We start from the raw sequence: 20,090 nt of genomic DNA, 5'->3' as shown, positions 1-20,090 counted from the left end.
GGAGCTTGTGCGGGTGTTTTCCTCCTGCATCCGCACAAACCCTAGTATTCTTACAATAACAAATAGGTGGTGAGCAAAATGGATGCACATCGTTCTACTTATACGGAAGCAACTATGCGCGATGCAGCGATTGTCATGGCAGCCGAAAGGCTTGGCGCAATGCACCAAAACCGAATCAGCTTTGTTCGCAGTCTGATTCGTAATATGGCAAGCCAAAACTGGCAAGTAACCAAGCATGAGTGGCAGCTTTGTCCTCGTGGTTATGGTCATGTGATTTACAAATTGACCACGCCAGAGCACGTTTATCATTTGGTGGTATTCTGTGATGAAATTGCCGACGACGAGCGTAATGATCGCGTAATTGCTGAAAAGTGGGACGTCACATTTGCACTGGTTCAAGGCGATGTTGATGTTACTTTGTTGGAAAGATTGCGAGAAAATGTACCGCTGCAAGAAGCGGGACGTAATCCAAACAACGTACTTGTTCTTGCTCGCGCAAACAAAAGTGTGCGCGTGTTTGAGCACATTGTTAGCGCGCTTTCTCAAGGCGAGCAGCCTGAGCCGAAAGAGTTAGCGGAAGTGGGTTATATCCTGCGTACCACAGCTGTTTATGGTAACGGAAAGTTTGGTATCGCCGATTTCAAACTGTTAGAGAACAACTCAGATTTCAGCCAGTCTTTTAGTGCGCAAATGTGTGCCGTATATATGTTGCGTGAATTCAGCCTAGATTGGGTGCACTATCTGGCACTTCAACAAGGTGGCGACAACGTGGTGGCTTTGCATCGTGGCTTGCAGCGCTACCTTGGTGTCGGCAATGCGACTGGCTTAGGCATGGCTCCATACTTGATTAATCACCCGTGCATCGTTGACCAATGGATGACCTCTCGCGAACGTGCGGTAGCGCGAGTCTTTGCGATGCCATGTGAAGCTTCATTCCATGCTCCTTTGCAAGGATTACTACAAAAAGCACAGCGTCATTTAGAGCAAGTCATCACCATCAATGAACATCAATACAGGCTCAATCATCAAGCGATATCAGACATCAAACAACTGCTATCAGAGCTAACAACGTTAATGGCATTACATCCGAACTGGGCGAGTTTGGTCGAGCATAAGAAAACAATGAGTGTGGAAGCCCAAGAAATCCTCACCTCTTGCTTGATCGAACTCTACCCATCTTTGGTGGACGAATTTGCTAGCCAAATGAATACGGATGAAACGTTATCGATTCCGGGCGGGAAAAAGATCCAAGACTTACTGGAAGTGTTGCAAAACAAATACCGCTGGGCGATTGATGCGGATTACTCACTGGCCGAGAACAATTATTGGTTCTGGTATCGTTCACAAGACAAAGAAGAGCCAAGGCTTGGTGTTCGCGGGGAAGAGGCTGGAGAAGAAAAAGAACTGCCGCTTGATATCGGCAGACAAGTGAATCGCTTGTACCAGGCCTTGCTTGACTGTGATGTAGAAATGTCCGTAGCAGAGTTTCTATTGCAAAAACCGGCTTATCGTTCGATCACACGTCGCGTATGGACGCTAGGCAACCGTGCGATGGGGGATATTCAAATGAATGTGCTGCGTAAAGATGCGTTACCAATGCACTTACTGCGTTGTAAATTGGCGATCTTTGGTGCGACTAAATTTGATCCACGCTCGGATCGTTGGGTTCGAGTAACTTTTTTCCAAGGCGCGCCGCTGTTGGATGAAATTCACGATCCTAAACTGGCAGACACATGGATTTTCCCTAGCATGCCGCCGCGTGACGAAATTGCGCAAAGTGACAATCAAAAAATCAACGGAGGATTTGCATTATGATCGTCTCTCACAACGAATTGGTGGCCGCGGTTAATAAGGCATTTCTTGGCATGCGCCGTCACTGTGGTGAGGCGGATGTCATTGCGAACATGGTGGCGGACTTGCAAATGGTTGGCTTACATGGAGTTCGTCATTTTAATAACGCCAGCCTGTTTCTTGGGTTAGATTCGGACTGCGCTGTATCGGTGACCAACAACACGTCAGCGAGTATCGAGATGGATTTGCACAATGGCAGTGTGGCGTGCCACTTACCCGCCGTGTTGGATTTCGCACTTGAGAAAATGATTAACCGTAAGTCGATTACTATCACGTTGAAACAGTGTCATAACCGTTGGTTGGGTTTCAGTGAGTTGTTGAAGCTCTCTGCGAAAGGCATCGCGTGTCGAGCACAGTGGGTCAATGGCTCTAGTCCCAAGCGAACGCTTTATGTGTTAAACCGCGGACGAATCGCACCAGAAGTCTTTTTCTCGGATCAGTTTGATGGGCATGATACGGATTTGCATAGTATGGTTATCGAGCTCTCCGTGAACGATTTCGATATCGAGAAAAGTGCACAAGGATATACCACCCACATTGAAGGCGATGAGTTAAGCCGTACGCAACAAGCTTCTTGGCAAAATGGTATCTTTGTCGAAGACCAAGAATGGGAAACACTGAAACAAACCGCAACCGCGTTGCTGGTGGAGAACAGTGAGCGTTCTATGCTCGGTGCTGGTGGTGTGGTTTAAGCTATGAAAGGCGATGATTCCAAGTAGAAGTGATGAAGGCTGCTGTTTAGCGGCCTTTTTTGTGCGCGATGTTCAGTCACTTCTGAAGTTCAAAGACTATGATTACCGTTATCCGCAAGATGGAGCAACACAGGTAAGAAAAATGGATCTGCAAGAGAATAAAAGAAATGCCATTGCGTTTTACGAAACCGCCTATAGAGGTAACCCAAGAAAGGCAGTTGAAGACTACGTAGGTGATGAGTACATCCAGCACAATCCATTAGTTGGAAATGGCCCCGAGGCTTTTATCGAGTATTTTGAGCGGATGCAAAATGAGTATCCCGATAAAGATATTACGTTTGTGCGAGCCATTGCTGAAGGGAACTTGGTGGCACTACACACTCACCAAACATGGCCTAATGATATTGAATACGTGACGATGGATTTCTTTCGTTTTGATCATAATGGGAAGATTGTTGAACATTGGGACGCTCTGCAAGAGATACCCAAAGAAACATTGAATGGTCACACCATGTATTAACGAGTCGTTGACGAGTCTCCCATGCCGTTTATTCAAACGGTATGGGAGGTTAAATGATTTGTGGCACTTTAAGTATTAATCATCAAAGCGCTTTTTCGATTCTCACCGCGACGTCTTCAGATACCCAGCCTTTCCACAAGTCAGGGTAGGTATTAAAGAAGTAAAACATCGCTTCTTCACCGTCCGCGTAGTTATCTTCCATCCAGGCGAGCATTTCACTCATTTGCTCGTTGGTAAATCCGCGTTTCTGCAAGTACGCGAATGCTTGGGGTTCTTTGCTCGCAAACGCCTCAGTTGTTACTGTGCGAACTGGAGAAGGTGGGTACATTGTTACTTTTGGTGAAGCGCAATCAGGCTGAGTGGTACAGTTGCGATACTCTTCTAAATCTGTTCCGCTACCAAAATCCACTTTGACCATATCATACTTGCCCAATACGGGGGTCGGTGACCAGTAGTAACCAAACCAAGGCATTTTGCGATCATAGGCTTTGGCGATGGTGCCAGCTAATGCTGCGCCAGATCCTGGGTCAACCATCTCAAAGCCGTGCTCACTTAACCCTAATGCATTAAACAAGTGACCGGAGGTGATTTGGCATGTCCAACCAGCAGGGCAGCTATAAAACGCGAACTTGTCATCATCCTCTGGGTGTTCAAATAGTTTGGCGTGCTTGATGACGCCTTCTATCGTCGCGAGTTCTGGATACTGTTTTACCAGATAGGCGGGAACCCAAAACCCTTCTTCACCACCATTGACAAGCGATTCACTAGCGATGCGCAAGCGTTTATCCGCAATCCCTTTATCAAGTGCTTCTTTAATACCGTTTGTCCATAACTCTGGCGCAACGTCAGGCTGTCCCTTTTCAATCATAGAGGTGCCTGTAGGAACGCTATCACCAGGGATCAATTCCGCATCGCACTGGTAGCCTTCATTTAAGACAAATTGGTCGATGTGCGCCATTAAGCTTGCCGAATTCCAATTCATGTCTGCGATGGTTATTTTTCCGCATTCGTCCGCATTTGCATGAGTAGATAATGCTGATAGCAGCAGAACAGAGAGCATTGAAGGTGTCGTCTTCATGTGACTGAATTTCCTTGTCGTTGTCATTTACTTCAGTATATACATCGGTTTATAAAGATTCAGTGAACAAGTTTTTTTCAGTGACGTTAAGCATAAAAACGGCGATTTATGAAGCGTTTGATGAGACGGGTTGAAAGGGAATTAATACAGCAAGAACACCCCTTCGTAGCCGCCAATCTCAATATGAGAAACATAGTCGCCGATGTTACCGTCTTGATCTACAGGTCGCATAGGCTCTGGAAGTGCGATAGTTATCTTCGGTGAGGTGAAATAATCGATATTCTTGCCAAAGAAATCAGTTCGATACAGCACTCGGCCTTTAGTGAATTCGCGGGCTAACACCATCTCCGTAGGACCATGCATCACCACCGTATCGTCTGAGCGATACGCAAAGTACGTATGGGTTGGTAACAAATCGATAGAGCCATTGGGCAAGTCAGGATGAGCCACTTTGCTCATAGAAGCATCTCCAATGACTGTGTAATCGGCAGGATAGGGCGTACTGGTGGACATCATTACCGGAGTCGCCTGATACCCCTCTGGTGTTTGATTGGCAGGCTCTCCCAAATCAACGGCAAGCAAGGTGCTAGGTTGATAAGCAATATTCATTGGTACGCCTGCCTTCCAGAAGTTGTCACCTGTTGTGTTATTACTTCCATATAAATAGCCATTGTTCCACTGATTAAAGTAACTGCGCTCAGGGTGATAGTTTAAGTAGAACACCGCTAGTGCAGAGTATTGGTCCTGTTTCCAATTGTCTTCTGTGTTGCCAAAGTATTGAACGCGACCATAACGCGTTGTCGCTTGATAAATCACTTTCTGGCCAGCTTTGGCGAGTGCAGAGTTATCCCAAAACTTAGCTAACCCAGCATAGCCACTAAAGCCGGTAGAAGGGAAAAGGTAGTGCTCGCGCAAGTACAAGGAGCCAGCGTTAACCAAGTGGTTTTGCCCATTACGACCGAATAAGTTTGCCGTACCTATGTTGAGGCCAATTAACGCATCTTCATCCAGCGTTGCCAGTTTATTCAAGAACGCCGAGAATTGCGCTTTGTACGCATCGTCAGCAGCTTGGCTACCCGCCACCAAACCAAGCTCATCCACTGTGCCTCCGGAATATATGTAGAACTGATTTGCACCGAGTAACTTATTCGTATCGTCGTTGTACGCACCATTTAAACCTTGTTTCGCCCATTCAGCTTGGTAAGAGTGGCGCATTGTATTGGCAAAAAAGGGATTGCCGAGATTGGTCAATGCCCAAGAAGAGGTTTGATTCCACATACGACCAAATGGAATAACGCGTGACTCCCAACGAAATCGTGCGGTTGCATTCTTATTTGAACGGTTTTTGTATTCATTCCAAGAAAGATAATTGTCTTGGTTTCGATCTGCAGATTTGTCGAAGCCACGAATTTTACGCCAGCGTTGAATGGTTTGACCTTCCGGTGTCTCCGTTGGTGCTCCTGAGATATTGACGGCAGGGAAGCTATTTTTGAGTTGAATGTTTTCGAGACGTGGGCGGTTTTCTATGTTGTCGTCATGCCAAGTAATTTTCGCAAAGTAAAGGCGGCCGCCGTCGCGTAAAAAGGTGGAGCCAAAGTACTGACCGCCACCATAAGTTTTTCCGCTACCATCATGCGTTGTAGCGCGAACCCAATCCGAAGGAACAGACCAGTTTACTGTTTGGTTTTTAGTCATGTTCTCAGTTTTGTCTTTTTTAATCGCGAAGCTTTTCCATTCAGTTACCCGACCAAACGAGTCGATAGCAGAAGGGTATTCAATCGTGAAGCTGCCGCCTTGAGCAAACTGAGAGAACGTAAAGGTTAAGCGGTCGAACTTCTCTGAGTGATAGACATAGAGGGCTCCACCATTATTCGCCTGGCCAAATACATCAGCATCCCATGGCGGTGGTTGATATAGCCAAAAACCGGCGTGGTCAGCACTAGCCGTATAACCAACAATCATCGGTTTTCGATTGAGTAATGTATTTTCACCATGGCTTGAGTCGACTTCAGCTAGGATAGTGTCTTCAGAAAAGTGGAGAAAGAAATCTTCGTAGTCAATTCCATTCAGTTCTGCTTGGTTACGTATATCGTTTTCCAGCCAACCTGAGTTAAGTTCCAGCTTTTGGTTGTACATGTAACCAAGTGCTTGTACACGCTCATTATGACTTTTACTTTCGTAAGCGCCGAATAAGATATCAGCATAATCCAGTTCCCATTCACGTGTAGCCGCAGCAGAGATAGGCTTATCTTGAAGATCAATACCCTGTTCATGCAATCCAGGTAACACGATTGCTGTTCTACTCCAAACGCTGGGTATAGAAAGTAAGCTCAGAGAAGCAAGTGCAATGAGAGAAAAACAATGCGACTTCAACATGGGGTTATCTCACTCATACTTAGATGACTCGAATTAAGGGTCAGAATACAAAGAGAAATTATAGTCTATTCACAAAGTCCTAATCAGGAACCCGCCGATAGAAGGCTTTACCGGAAATCGAGGGGGGAAGCCCGGCAAAAATGAGAAGGTCTGCGTCGGGTGTAGTACGTTCAAAGACTCAAAATTCCGTCTACACAAGCACAAAAGTAACCAGAATTTTAACCTTGTTTCGATTGCCATCATATTGTTGGATTTTCATCAACAATTTCAGTTAAAACCAACTGATTAAACCAGTCATATTCTCTGTTGTATTGATTGCTTATCATACAAAAATTTAACAAAATTAATTTTTATACATTTTTATTGCATAAAAAATCCTTTTGAGTAATATAAATGCCAAGTGACAATTAATGCGGTATGTCAGCATGACTATTCAGGTAAGCGGAATCAATAAATCCTACGGTGAGACACAAGTGCTTCACGATGTCAGCTTTAAGTGTGAAAGCGGGGAAACACTGGTGTTACTTGGTCCAAGTGGCGCAGGTAAGAGCTCTCTACTGCGTGTTCTTAACCTTCTTGAAGGGGCGGATAACGGCAAGCTAAACATCGCAAATGATGTTTTTGATTTCTCTACTGAAATCAAAGAGAAACAAGGTTTAGCACTTCGTCGTAAAGTAGGCATGGTGTTCCAGCAGTACAACTTATGGCCGCACATGACAGTGATGGAGAACCTGATTGAGGCTCCGGTAAAAGTATCTGGCATGGATAAAGAAGAAGCGAAGAACCAAGCAATGCAAATTCTCGCAACGCTGCATTTGGCAGACAAAGCGGATGCATGGCCGATGCAGCTTTCTGGTGGTCAGCAACAACGTGTGGCGATTGCTCGTGCATTGATGATGAAACCGGAAGTCTTGCTTTTTGATGAACCGACCGCAGCGCTTGATCCGGAAATTACTAACCAAGTCGTTAAGATTATTAAAGATTTAAGCGAAACTGGCATCACCCAAGTCGTAGTAACGCATGAGGTCGATTTTGCTAAGAAAATCGCTAGTCACGTACTGTATTTAGAAAAAGGACACATCGTCGAGCACGGCACAAATGATTCGTTTTCTAACCCGCAAACCGCCCAATTTGCTGACTACTTAAATCACTAAATTACGTTTTTAAAGTTCAGTCTATTTAACAGATAAGCTCGGCTGTCATTGCGAGTGTCAGCCCACTAAGTACACACGGAGTATTGCAATGAAAAAGATTCTACTAGCTTCACTAATCGGCCTTTCTTCTGCAACTATGGCAGCAAGCGCAGCAGCACAAGAAGAGATCAAATTTGCGATGGAAGCGACGTACGCCCCATTCGAATACATAGATGAAAACAACCAAATCCAAGGTTTTGATGTGGATCTGGCGAACGCACTATGTAAAGAAATGGAAGCAAAATGCACCTTCCACAACCAATCTTTTGACAGCCTGATCCCTGCATTAAAATTCAAGCGCTACGATGCGGCAATCTCTGCAATGGACATTACTGAGGCGCGTTTGGAGCAAGTGAATTTCACGAATGCATACTATGACAACTCAGCAGCGTTTGTTTCTATCAAAGAAAAAGTGGCTGATCAAAAAGCATTAGAAGGTAAGCGTGTTGGTGTTCAAAACGGTTCAACACACCAAAGCTACCTGATTGAGCAAATGCCGGGCGTAACAGCGGTTCCTTACTCAAGCTACCAAGACGCATTCATCGATATGAAGAATGGCCGTATTGATTCTGTATTCGGTGACACGGCAGTCGTAGCAGAATGGTTCAAGAAAGAAGATAACCTAGCGTACGTGGGCGAGCACGTCACTAACCCTAAATACTTCGGTAACGGTTTCGGTATCGCAGTAAATAAAGGTAACGACGAGCTAGTGAACAAGCTGAACACAGCACTGAAAACAGTGAAAGCAAACGGCGAATACGACGTAATCTACAACAAATACTTCGGTAAGTAATATGGCACTAACGGGTTACTCTTTATCGCTTGTTCAAGCTAGTTGGATGACTGTCCAGCTAGCCTTCACAAGCCTCTTAGTCGGTTTGATTCTGGCAGTGGTATTCGCCAGTGGTGAAATGTCTCGCCGCGTTTTCGTTAAATGGCCAATGACGGCGTTTGTGACGATTGTACGTGGCTTGCCAGAAATCCTTGTCGTGTTGTTCATCTATTTTGGTTCGACGCAGGTTCTGTTTTTAATCACCGGCGACTTTATAGAAGTTAGCCCGTTCTTGTCTGGCGTGGTGGCGTTGTCATTGATCTTCGCTTCCTACGCTTCTCAAACTCTACGTGGCGCATTGAAAGCCGTTGGAAGAGGGCAAAGAGAGGCAGCAAGTGCACTCGGCATCAGTCAAGCACACGCTTTTGTTCGCATTGTTTTGCCACAAGCAGTAAGACACGCACTACCAGGTTTAACTAACCAATGGCTGGTTTTGCTGAAAGATACCGCGCTTGTATCACTGATTGGCGTAACGGATTTATTGAAGCAAGCGCAGCTAACATCTGCAGCGACGCATGAAGCGTTTACATGGTACGCAACCGCTGCGGCGATTTACTTAGGCATTACTTTGATTACGCAACGTGCCGTAAAACTGATTGATAAGAAATTCTCAATTCAAGGTATGAGCATGGGACAGGAGGCGACCGCATGAACGAACAACACGTTTGGCAAATGCTGGATGGCTTAGGCACTAGCCTCCAACTGACCGCCGCTTCCTTGGTTGTGGGCTGTCTCTTAGCTCTGATGATGACGCTAACTCTGATCCTGCGTACTCCGGGTTTGCATTGGGTAAGCCGTGGCATCATTACCTTGTTCACTGGTACGCCTTTGTTGGTACAGATCTTTTTGGTGTACTACGGTCCGGGTCAGTTTGACGCAGTAAGAGAAAGTGTATTCTGGACATGGTTAAGCCAACCTTGGTTCTGTGCGATGTTGGCGCTAGCGTTGAATACCGCTGCATACAGCACTCAGTTGTTCAAAGGAGCGTTTAACGCGATTCCTTCCGGTCAATGGCAAGCGTGTCGTGCTCTGGGTATGAACAAAACCGCAACGCTAAAAGTGCTGCTACCATACGCTATTCGTCGTGCTGTTCCTGCTTACTCGAACGAAGTGATTTTGGTCTTCAAAGGCACGTCACTAGCAAGCACGATTACGATCATGGATCTGATGGGTTACGCGCAGCGCATTAACGCACAAACTTACGATACGTTGACGGTATTTGGTATTGCGGGCGCATTTTATTTAACGGTAAATGGTGTGCTAACTCTTATTTTCCGTCAGGTAGAGAAGAAAGCATTGGCGTTCGAAGCCGCATAAACCTTCAATCAACACTCATCATCTCGTTCCACAGTGCCTTTGCAAATGACTCTCTTGCAGGGGCATTTTTTATATTCGTTATGGCAAATCCCTCAAGTTCCACCAAACTTAATTCAATGCAATTGTATTGGTGGCACCATGGAAAGAAGACACTTTTTAGCGCTGTGGACATTGTTGTTCGCACCCTCTTTAAAAGCGACGACACCAATGCGGCCGACGCCAGCACAAACAGAAGGGCCATTTTATCCAGTAGTGGATATTCCTCTTCGTCAAAACTTGATTCTGCAATCAGAAGGCTTGGTCGGTGAACCTATCGTGTTGCAAGGCAGAGTAGTAGATACATCGGGAAACCCAGTTTCAGGCATCAAAGTAGAAATCTGGCAATGCGATGGGCAGGGGATTTACGATCACCCTAAGCAACCAAATAACGATAAGTTTGATGCGCACTTTGCAGGTTTTGGCGCGGTAAAAACTCAATCGGATGGTCGCTACTTATTCCAGACTTTGTACCCCGTGCCTTATGCCTCTCGTCCACCGCACATTCACGTTAAGTTGTGGCGGGATAACCAAGAGCTTCTGACCACTCAGTTGTACTTAAAAGGCAATACTGGTGATGAATGGTGGGGTGGCAAAGCCCGAGATTATCTACAGTTTGAAACCATACGAACCGACGGGCGATTAACTGGCCAATTTAACTTTGTGATTGGCTAGCTAATCCGGTTAAGCCATTAACTCAACCAATTGCGCCAAGCATTCTTTATCCAGTATCGGATGAGGCTCGACGCCCGTGACCAAAACGATATCCACGGAAGGTAGCGATGGCATATCGTCTAAGATCTTAAGATCCTCGCTAACGCTAATACTGCCCATCGCACCGATAGCCATGCATGAACGTACAATTGCTCGTTGTGCAGAAGCCGTATTGCAACATGCCAGTAGTTGATAAGGAGTGCCACGTTTGGTTAATCCGTCTACTGCTGCCGCATGGTATTTACAGTCGGTTTGGAATAGGGCGAGAGGGAGAGGTTGGGCGTTCTCAATGTCAAAATCAGGATGAGCAATCCACACGCCTTTGTCGCTTGCTAGCCAGTAACCTTCCTCACTGTCCGGTGCTCTTGTCACAATAGCGGCGTCTAGCTTTCCTTCATCAAGTTTTTCTCTCAAGGTGATGCTCGGCTCACTAAAGACCTGAATCGAACATGTGGGCTCAGATTGCTGTAATACGCGGATGACTTTAGGCAAGATATTGTCGTTGTAATCTTCTGGGCAACCTAAGCGAAGAGGACGCTTATTTTCATAACGTTTCACTTGTTTCAGTGCTTGATTGTGCAAGCTAACCAATTGCTCTGCGTGAGAGCGTAGTGCTAATCCCGCTTCACTTAAGACAAGATTGCGACCTTCTTTTTCAAACAAACTGACGCTGAGTTCGTCTTCTAGCTTACGCATTTGTGCACTGAACGCTGATTGGGTGCGATTAATCTGCTTGGCTGCACGAGTGAAACTGCCCGTTTCTACAAAAGCCAGAAAGCTGCGTAACGCATCGATATCCATATCTAAAACTCATCCATCGTTTTTGTTGAAGTGTTCCATCAAAACTATCCGTTAGTCCCCTTAAATACAATCAGATATTGTGAATGGGTAATCAAAACACGAACCGCATGGAGGCGTCATGAAACTGTTTATTGCTAATCAAAACTACTCAAGCTGGTCACTGCGCGCATGGTTGATCTTTTCTCAATTCAAACTAGATGTCGAAGTCACCAAGCTCAAATTATTCACAGAAGATTTTTATAAGACCTTGGAAGGTATTACACCAACCGCGAAAGTACCTACCTTGGTGGATGGTGACGCAACCGTGTGGGATTCATTAGCGATTTTGGAATACGTTAACGAGCAATACTTACAAGGCAAAGCATGGCCAAGCAACTCCGCAGAACGAGCTAAAGCACGCGCCATTGCGTCAGAAATGCACTCGGGTTTCTTTAACTTAAGAAGCGAACTCCCAATGAATATCCGCGCGCGCAGAAAAGTCGATTTAACTGAAGGTGCACGTAAAGATATTGCACGCATTGACGCTATTTGGGCAGAACAAGCCAAGCTGTATCCCAACGGCTGGTTATTTGGAGAATGGTCGATAGCGGATGCCATGTATGCACCTGTGGCATTGCGTTTCCAAACTTATGGTATCGAGTTATCGGAAGGTGCCAAAGTCTACCAACAGAAGGTGCTAGCAAGTGAATCTTTACAGCAATGGCTGGAAGAGGCGAGCCAAGAAACAGATATCGTAGAAGAGGACGAGGCAGGGGAAGAAGTATAAGCGCATCTTGCGATCGCCTGTAGCAAGGGAAAGCATGACAAAGCACGCTTTCCTCTTCTAGGATGGTTGTCGTTTCCAGCGCGTTTAAGCTAGGTGTTCAACAATCGCTCTGCCTACGCCGTGTGCGCTCGTTGGGTTTTGACCTGTGATGACACGATCATCCACAATTACAAACTCTTGCCATGGTTGCACTTTAGAGTAGCGCGCTGCGCTGCGTGCAAGAGATTCTTCCAATAGGAATGGGATATCGTTGATGGTGCCGAAGTCGATCTCTTCTTCACGAGTGAAGCCTGTTACTGATTTAGACGAAAGTAGCTTTTCGCCATTGCTAAGCGTGATAGGGAGAAGAGCGCCCGGACCGTGACAAACTGCTGCAACAATACCGCCATTTTCATAGTGTTTTGCAGAAATCTTGGCAAAATCTTCGTTGCTCGCTAGGTCTGAAAGAAGACCAAAACCACCCGGATAGAAGATCGCATCATAGTTGTCACCGTTGATTTGTGACACTGGAATCGTGTTGTTGATGCGGTTCTGGAAATCATCATCCGCTAAGATTTTCTCGTTGACTGCGTCGCCTTCGATGTCGGTTCCGTACAGTGGTGCTTGCCCGCCTTTGATAGAGGCAATGTCGTAATCGAAGCCTGCATCTAGTAGTTCGCTAAGCGCATGAGTGAGCTCTGGCGCGTAAGTTCCGTTTGCTTGGTCAGTTTCACCAAGGGTCGCATGGTTCGTCACAATGATGAGTACTTTCTTCATGATGGTTTCCTTTTTGGCTTACGTGTATTTGTTGAACACCTTCATACTAATTGCTAAACAAATAAGTGATAATACGATTAATTGGCAAAACATTATTGCTATATAGCAAAGGTAAGTATGGACAGTTTTGAAGGCATCAATGAGTTTGTTACGGTTGCTGAGAGCTTAGGGTTTTCTGCAGCGGCAAAACAGTTAGGTTGCAGTACCAGTCACGTCAGTCGCCAAGTCACAAGACTAGAAGAGCGATTAGGTGTCGCTTTGTTAGCCCGTTCGACAAGAATGGTGAGTCTAACGGAAGCGGGGCAAGCGTATTATCAGCAGTGTAAAGAATTGGTGATTGGGCTTCAGCAAGCCAATGAACAGCTCACCACGCAGCAAACTCAGTTGAGTGGTACGTTACGCGTGAGCGCCGCTGGTGCGTTTTCTGAGAACTATGTAGCGCCTGCCTTGATGGCGTTTGCCAAGCAACATCCTAATCTCACGGTTGAAATTAACTTCAACACCAGCATGGTCAACTTTATTGAAGATGGTTTCGATTTTGCCATTCGTTACGGCAGGTTGAGTGATTCAGGCTTGGTTGCGAGAAAGCTGGTGGATCGTCCCATGGCAGCGGCAGCCAGTCAGCGTTATCTCGATGAACATGGTTTACCAACGCACCCAGAGCAACTCAAGCGTCATAGCTGCATTATTGCCAATAAGGACGTTTGGTTGTTTGAAAAAGACGGCAAGCCTTTAGATGGCGTAAAAGTGCAGGGCAGATGGAAGAGCAATAACGCACAAACGGTCTTGCAAGCCTGTGCAGAAGGATTAGGTGTGGCGTACTTACCGAAGAGTAGTTTCAACGATGCTATTTCGTCTGGTCGTTTGGTGCCAATGCTAGAGCCGTATTGGGGAAGCGGCAACAGCAGCTGGATTGTTTATCAGAATCGTCACTTTCTACCACTACGAGCGCGATTGGCTATCGACTTCTTGCTTGATCATTTTGTCGATTGGCAGGAGTAATGAGGCTCTGCCAATCGGTTTGTTTATCCATTTGTTAGATCGTCAACATACTAACGTATCTACATGTTTTGATAGCTTGGTCCGCCGCCACCTTCTGGTGCTTTCCACGTGATGTTTTGCGAAGGATCTTTGATGTCACAGGTTTTGCAATGCACACAGTTGGCGGCATTTATCTGAAACTTCAACTTATTGTTCACTTCCACCACTTCGTAAACCCCAGCGGGGCAATAGCGCTGACTTGGTTCGTCATACATACCTAAATTCACATCAATTGGAATGTGAGGGTAAGTCAGAACCAGGTGACAAGGTTGATTCTCTTCGTGCTGTGTTCCCGACAAAAATACCGACGAAGGCTTATCAAAACTGATTTCACCATCTGGTTTTGGGTATGCAATTGGGTGGCACTCTTGTTTAGGCTTTAACTGCTCATGATCGTGCGAATAGTCCTTGATAGACCAAGGTAACGGCTTCTTAACCAGTGGTTGCCACAGGTTGTGTTCAAAAGTCGAAAGAGCACCGCCCAGTATGCTGCCAAACTTATGAATGTTCGCACCAAAGTTACGCGTTTCAGCGAGTTCGTCATACAACCATGATGATTCAAACAACGACTGGTAGTCTGGCTCAGAAGCTCCAGTTTGTCGGGCCGTATGTACCGCTTCTGCTGCAATGATTCCGGATTTCATTGCTGTGTGGCTGCCTTTAATTTTAGCAACGTTCAAAGTCCCCGCATCACAACCAATCAATAAACCGCCAGGGAATTGTTGTCTCGGCAGAGAGGAAAGCCCACCTTTCGCAATGGCTCTTGCGCCGTAAGCGATGCGTTGAGCACCTTTCAAATGTGGTTCAATAGCCGGATGGTGCTTAAAGCGTTGAAATTCGTCAAACGGACTCAAGTAAGGATTGCTGTAATTCAAGTCGACAATAAGCCCCACGGCGATTTGGTTGTTCTCCATGTGATAGAGAAAACCGCCGCCTGTGGTATTTGTTTCACTCAAGGGCCAGCCAGCGGAGTGGATAACACTGCCAGATACATCCTTACTGTCAGTGGGTAACTCCCATATCTCTTTTAGGCCAAGCGCGTAGTGCTGTGGTTGCTTTCCTGCGTCTAGGTCGAACCTTTGAATAAGTTCTTTACCCAGATGTCCGCGACAACCTTCAGCAAAAAGGGTGTATTTTGCCCTTAGCTCGATACCTGGTTCAAAGTTAGGTTTGGCCTGGCCGTTCTTATCTAGTCCCATATCGCTCGTGTTAATGCCTGTCACGGCGCCAGTCTGATCATAATTGATGCTTGCAGCGGCAAAGCCCGGAAAAACTTCCACCCCAAGATTTTCTGCTTGGTTAGCGAGCCAACGGCAAAGGTTGGCAAGGCTAATTACGTAATTATTCTCGCCATTTATCATTGGACGCGGTGTAAGGATGTGAGGAACTCGAATATGGTTTTGTTCAGTAGTAAGATAAAGGAAATTATCTCGTTGAACTGAGGCTGCTAGCGGAGCGTCCATTTCTTTCCAATTGGGGAAAAGCTCATCTAAGGCACTAGTTTCAAAAACAGCGCCAGATAAAATATGTGCGCCCACTTCTGAGCCTTTTTCTACAACGCAAATTGAAAGTGCGTCACCTTCACTGTCTTGGCTGAGTTGAGCTAGCCGACAAGCGGCGCTTAAGCCTGCAGGTCCGGCCCCCACGATCACGACATCAAACTCCATGCATTCTCGTTCCATCTCTATGCTTCCTTTCTATTATCGTCATCTGCGTGACAGGTTTTTGGTTTCTATACAGAAAATTATAGCTCAGTTGACGTTAACGTGAAGTGGACTAAGCTCAAGTAATGGATCTGACGTGTTATATGAGGCATGACCATGGAAGACCGACCATTAGCAACACTTGTGCTCGCAGAGCATGACAACCAATCGTTGGCTGTAGGGACGCTGTGTGCAATTAAAGCGGCATTTGAGATTAAGGATGATGATAAATCGCTTCCTGTTGCTGTGTTGCTTATTGGTTATCAGTGCCAATCAGTTTTGGATGAGTTGAATTGCGTTCAGGGTGTTGCAGAAATTATCTGGGTTGATGCGAAGGGATATGAACATGGATTAGCGGAAAATATCGCACCTTTGATCTCACAAGTAGCCAAAAACTACTCACACATTCTTTCTCCTGCCAGTACATTTGGTAAGAATGTGATGCCTCGTGTGGCGGCGTTGCTTAATGTTGGTCAACTTTCTGACGTGATGACAATCGAGTCTATCGATACGGTGATTCGTCCAATTTATGCTGGAAATGCATTGGCGAGAGTTACGTCGAATGATCCCTATAAAGTGATGACCATAAGAAGTACGGCTTTTGATGCCGCAGAGCTATCTGACACGCCAGTTGTCCCTAAGCTTACTCAAGTCGACACGGTGATTATCAATAAACTTAGTGAGTTTGTTTCGCAACAAACGCCAGAAAGTGAGCGACCAGAATTGCCAGCGGCTAGAGTAGTAGTGTCGGGTGGTCGTGCATTCGGGAGTAAAGAGAAGTTTGTTTTAGTAGAACAATTGGCTGACAAGCTAGGTGGAGCGGTAGGGGCGTCACGAGCGGCGGTCGATGCGGGCTATGTGTCTAATGACCATCAAGTCGGGCAAACCGGCAAAATTGTTGCACCGGAGTTATACATTGCCGTCGGAATTTCTGGCGCGATCCAGCATTTGGCGGGAATGAAAGATTCCAAGGTGATTGTTGCAATTAATAGCGATCCTGATGCGCCTATTTTTGACATTGCAGATTATGGATTGGTCGGCGATTTGTTTGTGGTAATGCCTGAGCTGTTAGAGAAGCTGTAGATATAGTCTTGTTCCCTAAAACAAAAGGCTTCCAAATTGGAAGCCTTTATCATTTGATTTTTATAAGTTACTTTTCGCTCGGACGTTGCAGGTGCTCTGCAAGTACTTTCGTAAACCTTGCAGCTTCACCACCAGTACAAGCGCGATGATCAAACGTTACGGATAGCGGCATTGCTTTCACCGAAATTGCTTGACCGTTTCTTATCACTACTCGGTCGAGTATTCGGCCCGCGCCGACAATAGCGACTTGTGGTGGTGTGACGACAGGTGTTGCGTAAATACCGGCAATCGCGCCGAAGTTGGAAAGCGTAATCGTCGCGTGCTGCAATTGCTCACGACCGATTTTTCTCTCTCTGATCCCTTCAACGGTTTGATCGAGCCAACGACGAACATCTTGTGGCTCGTATTCATCTGCGTGGCGCAAGACTGGTACGTACAATCCATGACGGCTATCTACTGCAATTCCTACATTGACCGTTGTGTGTACACAGCGTGTCATGGTTTCGGCATCAAACCAAGCGTTTAAAGCAGGCTCTTCTTGACACGCATGAACAATCGCTTGAACAAGGCGGATACTGATATCTTCGTTTGGCAGCCAATCTTCCAACAACGCTTCTTCCGTAATAGTTACGGCAGCAACATGTTCGTGCGATTCGGTCATAGACGATACCATGGTACGTCGAGCACCTTTCAAAACTTCGGTGCCTGGACGCTGTTTTCCGGCTTCGTCGTAAATATCGGCATCAACGATAAGTCCGTTCGGGCCACTACCTGACACGAGGTTAAGATCTACCCCAAGTTTTTGTGCCAACAAGCGAGCCGAAGGCAGGGCGGTAACGAGGTTACTTTCTGTCGTGTTGTGGTTGCCACCAATCCAGAAATCATCAACGTTTACATGATGCGCTTGGTGAGAAACGCTGCCGACGACGGTTGCGGCGTCAGCAGTGGCTTTTTTCTCTGCCGTTACTTCTCTCCCGGCACCTGTTTCATCAATCTCTAGCAGTAATGCACCAATATTGACGATTTCACCTTCCTCACCATGACGGCTGACCACACGGCCCGAATAGGGGGCAGGGACGTCTACCGTCGCTTTTGCTGTCTCTACGGTTAAGATCACTTGATCTAATTTAACCATGTCACCGACATTAACGTGCCATTTTACAATTTCTGATTCAGCGAGGCCTTCGCCGAGATCGGGTAAGTTAAACGTCTTCATTTCCAATCCTCCACGAGTTCGCGCGCTGCGGTCACAATGTCTTCTTTCTGAACCATGAAATAATCTTCGTTACGGTAATAAGGCATAATGGTGTCCATTCCAGTTACTCGTTTAGGTGGGGCTTTAAGTAAGCACATGGCGTGTTCAGCGGTTCGAGCTAATAGCTCAGATCCCACACCACAAGTTTTACTCGCTTCATGAACAACGAGTAAACGTCCAGTTTTTTCTAGTGAGCTGAAAATCGTCGCGGTATCAATTGGCTTAATACTCGCCAAATCAATCACCTCGACTTCAATTCCCTGACTAGACAAGGTTTGCGCGGCCTGAAGTGACTCTACGACGCATGCGCCCCAAGTAACGAGCGTGATATCTCGCCCCTTGCGTAAGGTGAAGCAGGTGTCGAGTGGGAGTGCTTCGCCGTTATCAACGACTTCAGATTTAACGGTGCGATATATGCGCTTCGGTTCGAAGAACATGACGGGATCATTGCTTCTAATTGCAGCGAGAAGTAAGCCGTATGCGCGTTGTGGAGAAGAAGGAATCACCACTTTAAATCCAGCAGTGTGAGCAAATAACGCTTCCACGCTTTCTGAGTGGTGTTCCGGAGCGTGGATACCGCCGCCAAATGGCGCACGGAAAACCGCGGGACAAGTGAGCCGACCGCGAGTTCTGTTACGCATTCGAGCCGCGTGGCACATTAAGTGCTCCATCGCAGGAAAAACGAAACCTTGAAACTGAAATTCGGCGACAGGTCGTAATCCTTGCGTTGCCATACCGACCGCAACCCCGCCGATTAAGGCTTCAGCGAGTGGCGTATCGATGACTCGTTTAAGACCAAACTCTTGCTTGAGTCCAACAGTGGCACGAAATACACCACCATTATCGCCCACGTCTTCACCTAATACGACAACATTGGGGTCTTGTTGCATTTCGTGGTGCAGGGCAAGGTTTACTGCTTCAACCAACGTTAGCTCAGCCATGTCTGCCTCCCTGCATTCTCATTGCCTTGTTGATGAGTTCATCTCTTTGTGCATGAAGCTCTTGAGGTAGCGATTCATACAAATAATCGAAACCGGTTTCTGGTGCTTGTGGCGGTAAGCTCAGATAGCGTTCAACAGCTAACTCTACTTGCTCTTTACAGTAATCTAGCCATTGCTGTTCTTGTTCGTCGCTCCAAGCGCCTTGATTAAGGAGGTACGTTTTAAGACGTGCGATAGGTTCGTATTGCCATGCAGTTTGAACATCATCTTCTTTACGATAACGAGTCGCATCATCGGCCGTAGTGTGGTCACTCAGTCGGTAACTCACCGCTTCGATGAGTGTTGCGCCTTTCCCTTTTCTTGCTCTCTCAAGGGCGGTTTTAGTTGCATCATAAACGGCGACGACATCGTTACCATCGACAGTAATACCCGGTATACCTGCACCTTGCGCTTTTTCTGATAAGAAATCGGCGGCACATTGGAGACTACGCGGAACTGAAATTGCCCACTGGTTATTGTTTACGACGAAAACAAGTGGAATATTCCAAGTACCTGCGCAGTTTATTGACTCAAGAAAGTCCCCTTTGGATGTACCACCATCGCCGCACATCACTAGCGCAGCTTCATGGTTACCTTGAATTTTTAGCGCGGAAGCCACCCCGACAGCATGCGTACATTGCGTCGCTATGGGTACACAGTAGGGAAGGTCTCGGCTAGGAACCGGACTGCCTTCAGGAGCAAAATCACTCCCGCGCTCATCGCCACCCCAGTATTGAAGGTTCTTTTCCATGCCAATGCCACGACACCACATCGCAGGCATATCGCGGTAGTAAGGAACAAACACATCATCGGCTTTAAGTGCTCTGCCGACCGCAATGCCTATGGCTTCCGCGCCTAAGTGTGAGGGATAGGTCCCTAGCTTACCGGTGCGTTGCAAGGCAACTGCTTTGTTGTCGTAAGTGCGAGTTAATACCATATCTCGGTAAAACCCGACCAATGTTTCAGTGTCAGCCCAGTTGGGTAGTTGGCCGACTAGGTCCCCACGATGGTCGATAAACCGATGCATGGGTAATGCCTGAACGTTCATCTCAAGCTCCTTTTGACGCTGCGGGTCTTTTGGACTGCAGCTGTTCAT

General features: G+C 46.5%; 19 protein-coding genes. 11 read left to right on the top strand and 8 right to left on the bottom strand.

Annotated features, from left to right (window positions below):
• The first annotated feature begins 78 nt into the window (after nucleotides 1-78).
• The 3 genes from R8N47_RS11625 (at nucleotide 79) to R8N47_RS11615 (ending at nucleotide 3,063) form a co-directional block, all read left to right on the top strand.
• On the top strand, nucleotides 79-1,815 hold the full coding sequence (locus R8N47_RS11625) for a hypothetical protein (RefSeq protein ID WP_064354638.1): 1,737 nt from the start codon (nucleotides 79-81) through the stop codon (nucleotides 1,813-1,815).
• Complete coding sequence (locus tag R8N47_RS11620; protein ID WP_064354639.1) at nucleotides 1,812-2,543, top strand: DUF3726 domain-containing protein; 732 nt, start codon at nucleotides 1,812-1,814, stop codon at nucleotides 2,541-2,543. Before R8N47_RS11625 ends, R8N47_RS11620 begins: the two co-directional genes overlap by 4 nt.
• Nucleotides 2,544-2,685: 142 nt before the next feature.
• The gene (locus tag R8N47_RS11615) at nucleotides 2,686-3,063 is read left to right on the top strand and encodes a nuclear transport factor 2 family protein (RefSeq protein ID WP_031777276.1); all 378 of its coding nucleotides are present in this window, start codon (nucleotides 2,686-2,688) and stop codon (nucleotides 3,061-3,063) included.
• Between the two features lie 82 nt (nucleotides 3,064-3,145).
• On the opposite strand, the gene R8N47_RS11610 is transcribed toward R8N47_RS11615, so the two are convergent.
• A complete protein-coding gene (locus R8N47_RS11610; RefSeq protein ID WP_005375798.1) occupies nucleotides 3,146-4,141 on the bottom strand; it encodes an ABC transporter substrate-binding protein in 996 nt (331 codons plus the stop codon).
• A 141-nt stretch (nucleotides 4,142-4,282) separates the two neighbouring features.
• Nucleotides 4,283-6,517, bottom strand: coding sequence for a hypothetical protein (locus tag R8N47_RS11605; RefSeq protein WP_064354640.1), 2,235 nt, complete (start codon nucleotides 6,515-6,517; stop codon nucleotides 4,283-4,285).
• 425 nt (nucleotides 6,518-6,942) lie between these two features.
• On the opposite strand from R8N47_RS11605, the gene artP reads away from it, so the two are divergent.
• The 5 genes from artP (at nucleotide 6,943) to R8N47_RS11580 (ending at nucleotide 10,570) form a co-directional block, all read left to right on the top strand.
• On the top strand, nucleotides 6,943-7,671 hold the full coding sequence (artP, locus tag R8N47_RS11600) for an arginine ABC transporter ATP-binding protein ArtP (protein ID WP_104970792.1): 729 nt from the start codon (nucleotides 6,943-6,945) through the stop codon (nucleotides 7,669-7,671).
• 88 nt (nucleotides 7,672-7,759) lie between these two features.
• Nucleotides 7,760-8,503 carry an arginine ABC transporter substrate-binding protein gene (locus R8N47_RS11595; protein ID WP_064354641.1) on the top strand — a complete coding sequence of 248 codons (744 nt, stop codon included), beginning with the start codon at nucleotides 7,760-7,762 and terminating at the stop codon, nucleotides 8,501-8,503.
• Between the two features lies 1 nt (nucleotide 8,504).
• The gene (gene artQ, locus R8N47_RS11590) at nucleotides 8,505-9,194 is read left to right on the top strand and encodes an arginine ABC transporter permease ArtQ (RefSeq protein ID WP_005388570.1); all 690 of its coding nucleotides are present in this window, start codon (nucleotides 8,505-8,507) and stop codon (nucleotides 9,192-9,194) included.
• Nucleotides 9,191-9,859 carry an arginine ABC transporter permease ArtM gene (gene artM, locus R8N47_RS11585; RefSeq protein ID WP_005388569.1) on the top strand — a complete coding sequence of 223 codons (669 nt, stop codon included), beginning with the start codon at nucleotides 9,191-9,193 and terminating at the stop codon, nucleotides 9,857-9,859. Before artQ ends, artM begins: the two co-directional genes overlap by 4 nt.
• 138 nt (nucleotides 9,860-9,997) lie before the next feature.
• Nucleotides 9,998-10,570 (top strand): protocatechuate 3,4-dioxygenase, encoded by a 573-nt coding sequence (locus R8N47_RS11580; RefSeq protein ID WP_064354642.1) that lies wholly within the window; start codon nucleotides 9,998-10,000, stop codon nucleotides 10,568-10,570.
• A 9-nt stretch (nucleotides 10,571-10,579) separates the two neighbouring features.
• Here the strand turns inward: R8N47_RS11580 and R8N47_RS11575 are convergent, their stop codons facing one another.
• Nucleotides 10,580-11,410 carry a LysR family transcriptional regulator gene (locus R8N47_RS11575; RefSeq protein WP_064354643.1) on the bottom strand — a complete coding sequence of 277 codons (831 nt, stop codon included), beginning with the start codon at nucleotides 11,408-11,410 and terminating at the stop codon, nucleotides 10,580-10,582.
• Nucleotides 11,411-11,528: 118 nt separating this feature from the next.
• On the opposite strand from R8N47_RS11575, the gene R8N47_RS11570 reads away from it, so the two are divergent.
• Nucleotides 11,529-12,176: a glutathione S-transferase family protein gene (locus R8N47_RS11570; RefSeq protein ID WP_064354644.1), complete on the top strand. Its 648-nt coding sequence runs from the start codon at nucleotides 11,529-11,531 to the stop codon at nucleotides 12,174-12,176.
• Between the two features lie 84 nt (nucleotides 12,177-12,260).
• On the opposite strand, the gene R8N47_RS11565 is transcribed toward R8N47_RS11570, so the two are convergent.
• A complete protein-coding gene (locus R8N47_RS11565; RefSeq protein ID WP_064354645.1) occupies nucleotides 12,261-12,932 on the bottom strand; it encodes a type 1 glutamine amidotransferase domain-containing protein in 672 nt (223 codons plus the stop codon).
• Between the two features lie 117 nt (nucleotides 12,933-13,049).
• Between R8N47_RS11565 and R8N47_RS11560 the strand changes: the two genes are divergently transcribed.
• Nucleotides 13,050-13,934: a LysR family transcriptional regulator gene (locus tag R8N47_RS11560; RefSeq protein WP_064354646.1), complete on the top strand. Its 885-nt coding sequence runs from the start codon at nucleotides 13,050-13,052 to the stop codon at nucleotides 13,932-13,934.
• A gap of 59 nt (nucleotides 13,935-13,993) precedes the next feature.
• Here the strand turns inward: R8N47_RS11560 and R8N47_RS11555 are convergent, their stop codons facing one another.
• On the bottom strand, nucleotides 13,994-15,655 hold the full coding sequence (locus R8N47_RS11555; RefSeq protein WP_064354647.1) for an electron transfer flavoprotein-ubiquinone oxidoreductase: 1,662 nt from the start codon (nucleotides 15,653-15,655) through the stop codon (nucleotides 13,994-13,996).
• A 138-nt stretch (nucleotides 15,656-15,793) separates the two neighbouring features.
• Between R8N47_RS11555 and R8N47_RS11550 the strand changes: the two genes are divergently transcribed.
• Complete coding sequence (locus tag R8N47_RS11550) at nucleotides 15,794-16,759, top strand: electron transfer flavoprotein subunit alpha/FixB family protein (protein ID WP_064354648.1); 966 nt, start codon at nucleotides 15,794-15,796, stop codon at nucleotides 16,757-16,759.
• Between the two features lie 67 nt (nucleotides 16,760-16,826).
• On the opposite strand, the gene R8N47_RS11545 is transcribed toward R8N47_RS11550, so the two are convergent.
• Genes R8N47_RS11545 through pdhA form a run of 3 tightly spaced genes read right to left on the bottom strand, consistent with a single transcriptional unit; the run spans nucleotide 16,827 to nucleotide 20,042 of the window.
• Nucleotides 16,827-17,975 carry a dihydrolipoamide acetyltransferase family protein gene (locus R8N47_RS11545; protein WP_005375831.1) on the bottom strand — a complete coding sequence of 383 codons (1,149 nt, stop codon included), beginning with the start codon at nucleotides 17,973-17,975 and terminating at the stop codon, nucleotides 16,827-16,829.
• On the bottom strand, nucleotides 17,972-18,955 hold the full coding sequence (locus tag R8N47_RS11540) for an alpha-ketoacid dehydrogenase subunit beta (protein ID WP_042521051.1): 984 nt from the start codon (nucleotides 18,953-18,955) through the stop codon (nucleotides 17,972-17,974). Before R8N47_RS11540 ends, R8N47_RS11545 begins: the two co-directional genes overlap by 4 nt.
• Nucleotides 18,948-20,042 carry a pyruvate dehydrogenase (acetyl-transferring) E1 component subunit alpha gene (pdhA, locus tag R8N47_RS11535; protein ID WP_025998586.1) on the bottom strand — a complete coding sequence of 365 codons (1,095 nt, stop codon included), beginning with the start codon at nucleotides 20,040-20,042 and terminating at the stop codon, nucleotides 18,948-18,950. Before pdhA ends, R8N47_RS11540 begins: the two co-directional genes overlap by 8 nt.
• Between the last annotated feature and the right edge of the window lie 48 nt (nucleotides 20,043-20,090).

The sequence above is a fragment of the Vibrio sp. 2132-1 genome, from assembly GCF_033344315.1.
Note: the sequence above shows the minus strand (reverse complement) of the source record. Positions and strands in the feature narration are given on the sequence as shown.

Excerpts from the sequence above, each read along its gene's own strand:
- R8N47_RS11625 (WP_064354638.1), top strand. The coding sequence starts at position 79 with ATGGATGCACATCGTTCTACTTATACGGAAGCAACTATGCGCGATGCA.
- R8N47_RS11620 (WP_064354639.1), top strand. The coding sequence starts at position 1,812 with ATGATCGTCTCTCACAACGAATTGGTGGCCGCGGTTAATAAGGCATTT.
- R8N47_RS11615 (WP_031777276.1), top strand. The coding sequence starts at position 2,686 with ATGGATCTGCAAGAGAATAAAAGAAATGCCATTGCGTTTTACGAAACC.
- R8N47_RS11610 (WP_005375798.1), bottom strand. The coding sequence starts at position 4,141 with ATGAAGACGACACCTTCAATGCTCTCTGTTCTGCTGCTATCAGCATTA.
- R8N47_RS11605 (WP_064354640.1), bottom strand. The coding sequence starts at position 6,517 with ATGTTGAAGTCGCATTGTTTTTCTCTCATTGCACTTGCTTCTCTGAGC.
- artP (WP_104970792.1), top strand. The coding sequence starts at position 6,943 with ATGACTATTCAGGTAAGCGGAATCAATAAATCCTACGGTGAGACACAA.
- R8N47_RS11595 (WP_064354641.1), top strand. The coding sequence starts at position 7,760 with ATGAAAAAGATTCTACTAGCTTCACTAATCGGCCTTTCTTCTGCAACT.
- artQ (WP_005388570.1), top strand. The coding sequence starts at position 8,505 with ATGGCACTAACGGGTTACTCTTTATCGCTTGTTCAAGCTAGTTGGATG.
- artM (WP_005388569.1), top strand. The coding sequence starts at position 9,191 with ATGAACGAACAACACGTTTGGCAAATGCTGGATGGCTTAGGCACTAGC.
- R8N47_RS11580 (WP_064354642.1), top strand. The coding sequence starts at position 9,998 with ATGGAAAGAAGACACTTTTTAGCGCTGTGGACATTGTTGTTCGCACCC.
- R8N47_RS11575 (WP_064354643.1), bottom strand. The coding sequence starts at position 11,410 with ATGGATATCGATGCGTTACGCAGCTTTCTGGCTTTTGTAGAAACGGGC.
- R8N47_RS11570 (WP_064354644.1), top strand. The coding sequence starts at position 11,529 with ATGAAACTGTTTATTGCTAATCAAAACTACTCAAGCTGGTCACTGCGC.
- R8N47_RS11565 (WP_064354645.1), bottom strand. The coding sequence starts at position 12,932 with ATGAAGAAAGTACTCATCATTGTGACGAACCATGCGACCCTTGGTGAA.
- R8N47_RS11560 (WP_064354646.1), top strand. The coding sequence starts at position 13,050 with ATGGACAGTTTTGAAGGCATCAATGAGTTTGTTACGGTTGCTGAGAGC.
- R8N47_RS11555 (WP_064354647.1), bottom strand. The coding sequence starts at position 15,655 with ATGGAACGAGAATGCATGGAGTTTGATGTCGTGATCGTGGGGGCCGGA.
- R8N47_RS11550 (WP_064354648.1), top strand. The coding sequence starts at position 15,794 with ATGGAAGACCGACCATTAGCAACACTTGTGCTCGCAGAGCATGACAAC.
- R8N47_RS11545 (WP_005375831.1), bottom strand. The coding sequence starts at position 17,975 with ATGAAGACGTTTAACTTACCCGATCTCGGCGAAGGCCTCGCTGAATCA.
- R8N47_RS11540 (WP_042521051.1), bottom strand. The coding sequence starts at position 18,955 with ATGGCTGAGCTAACGTTGGTTGAAGCAGTAAACCTTGCCCTGCACCAC.
- pdhA (WP_025998586.1), bottom strand. The coding sequence starts at position 20,042 with ATGAACGTTCAGGCATTACCCATGCATCGGTTTATCGACCATCGTGGG.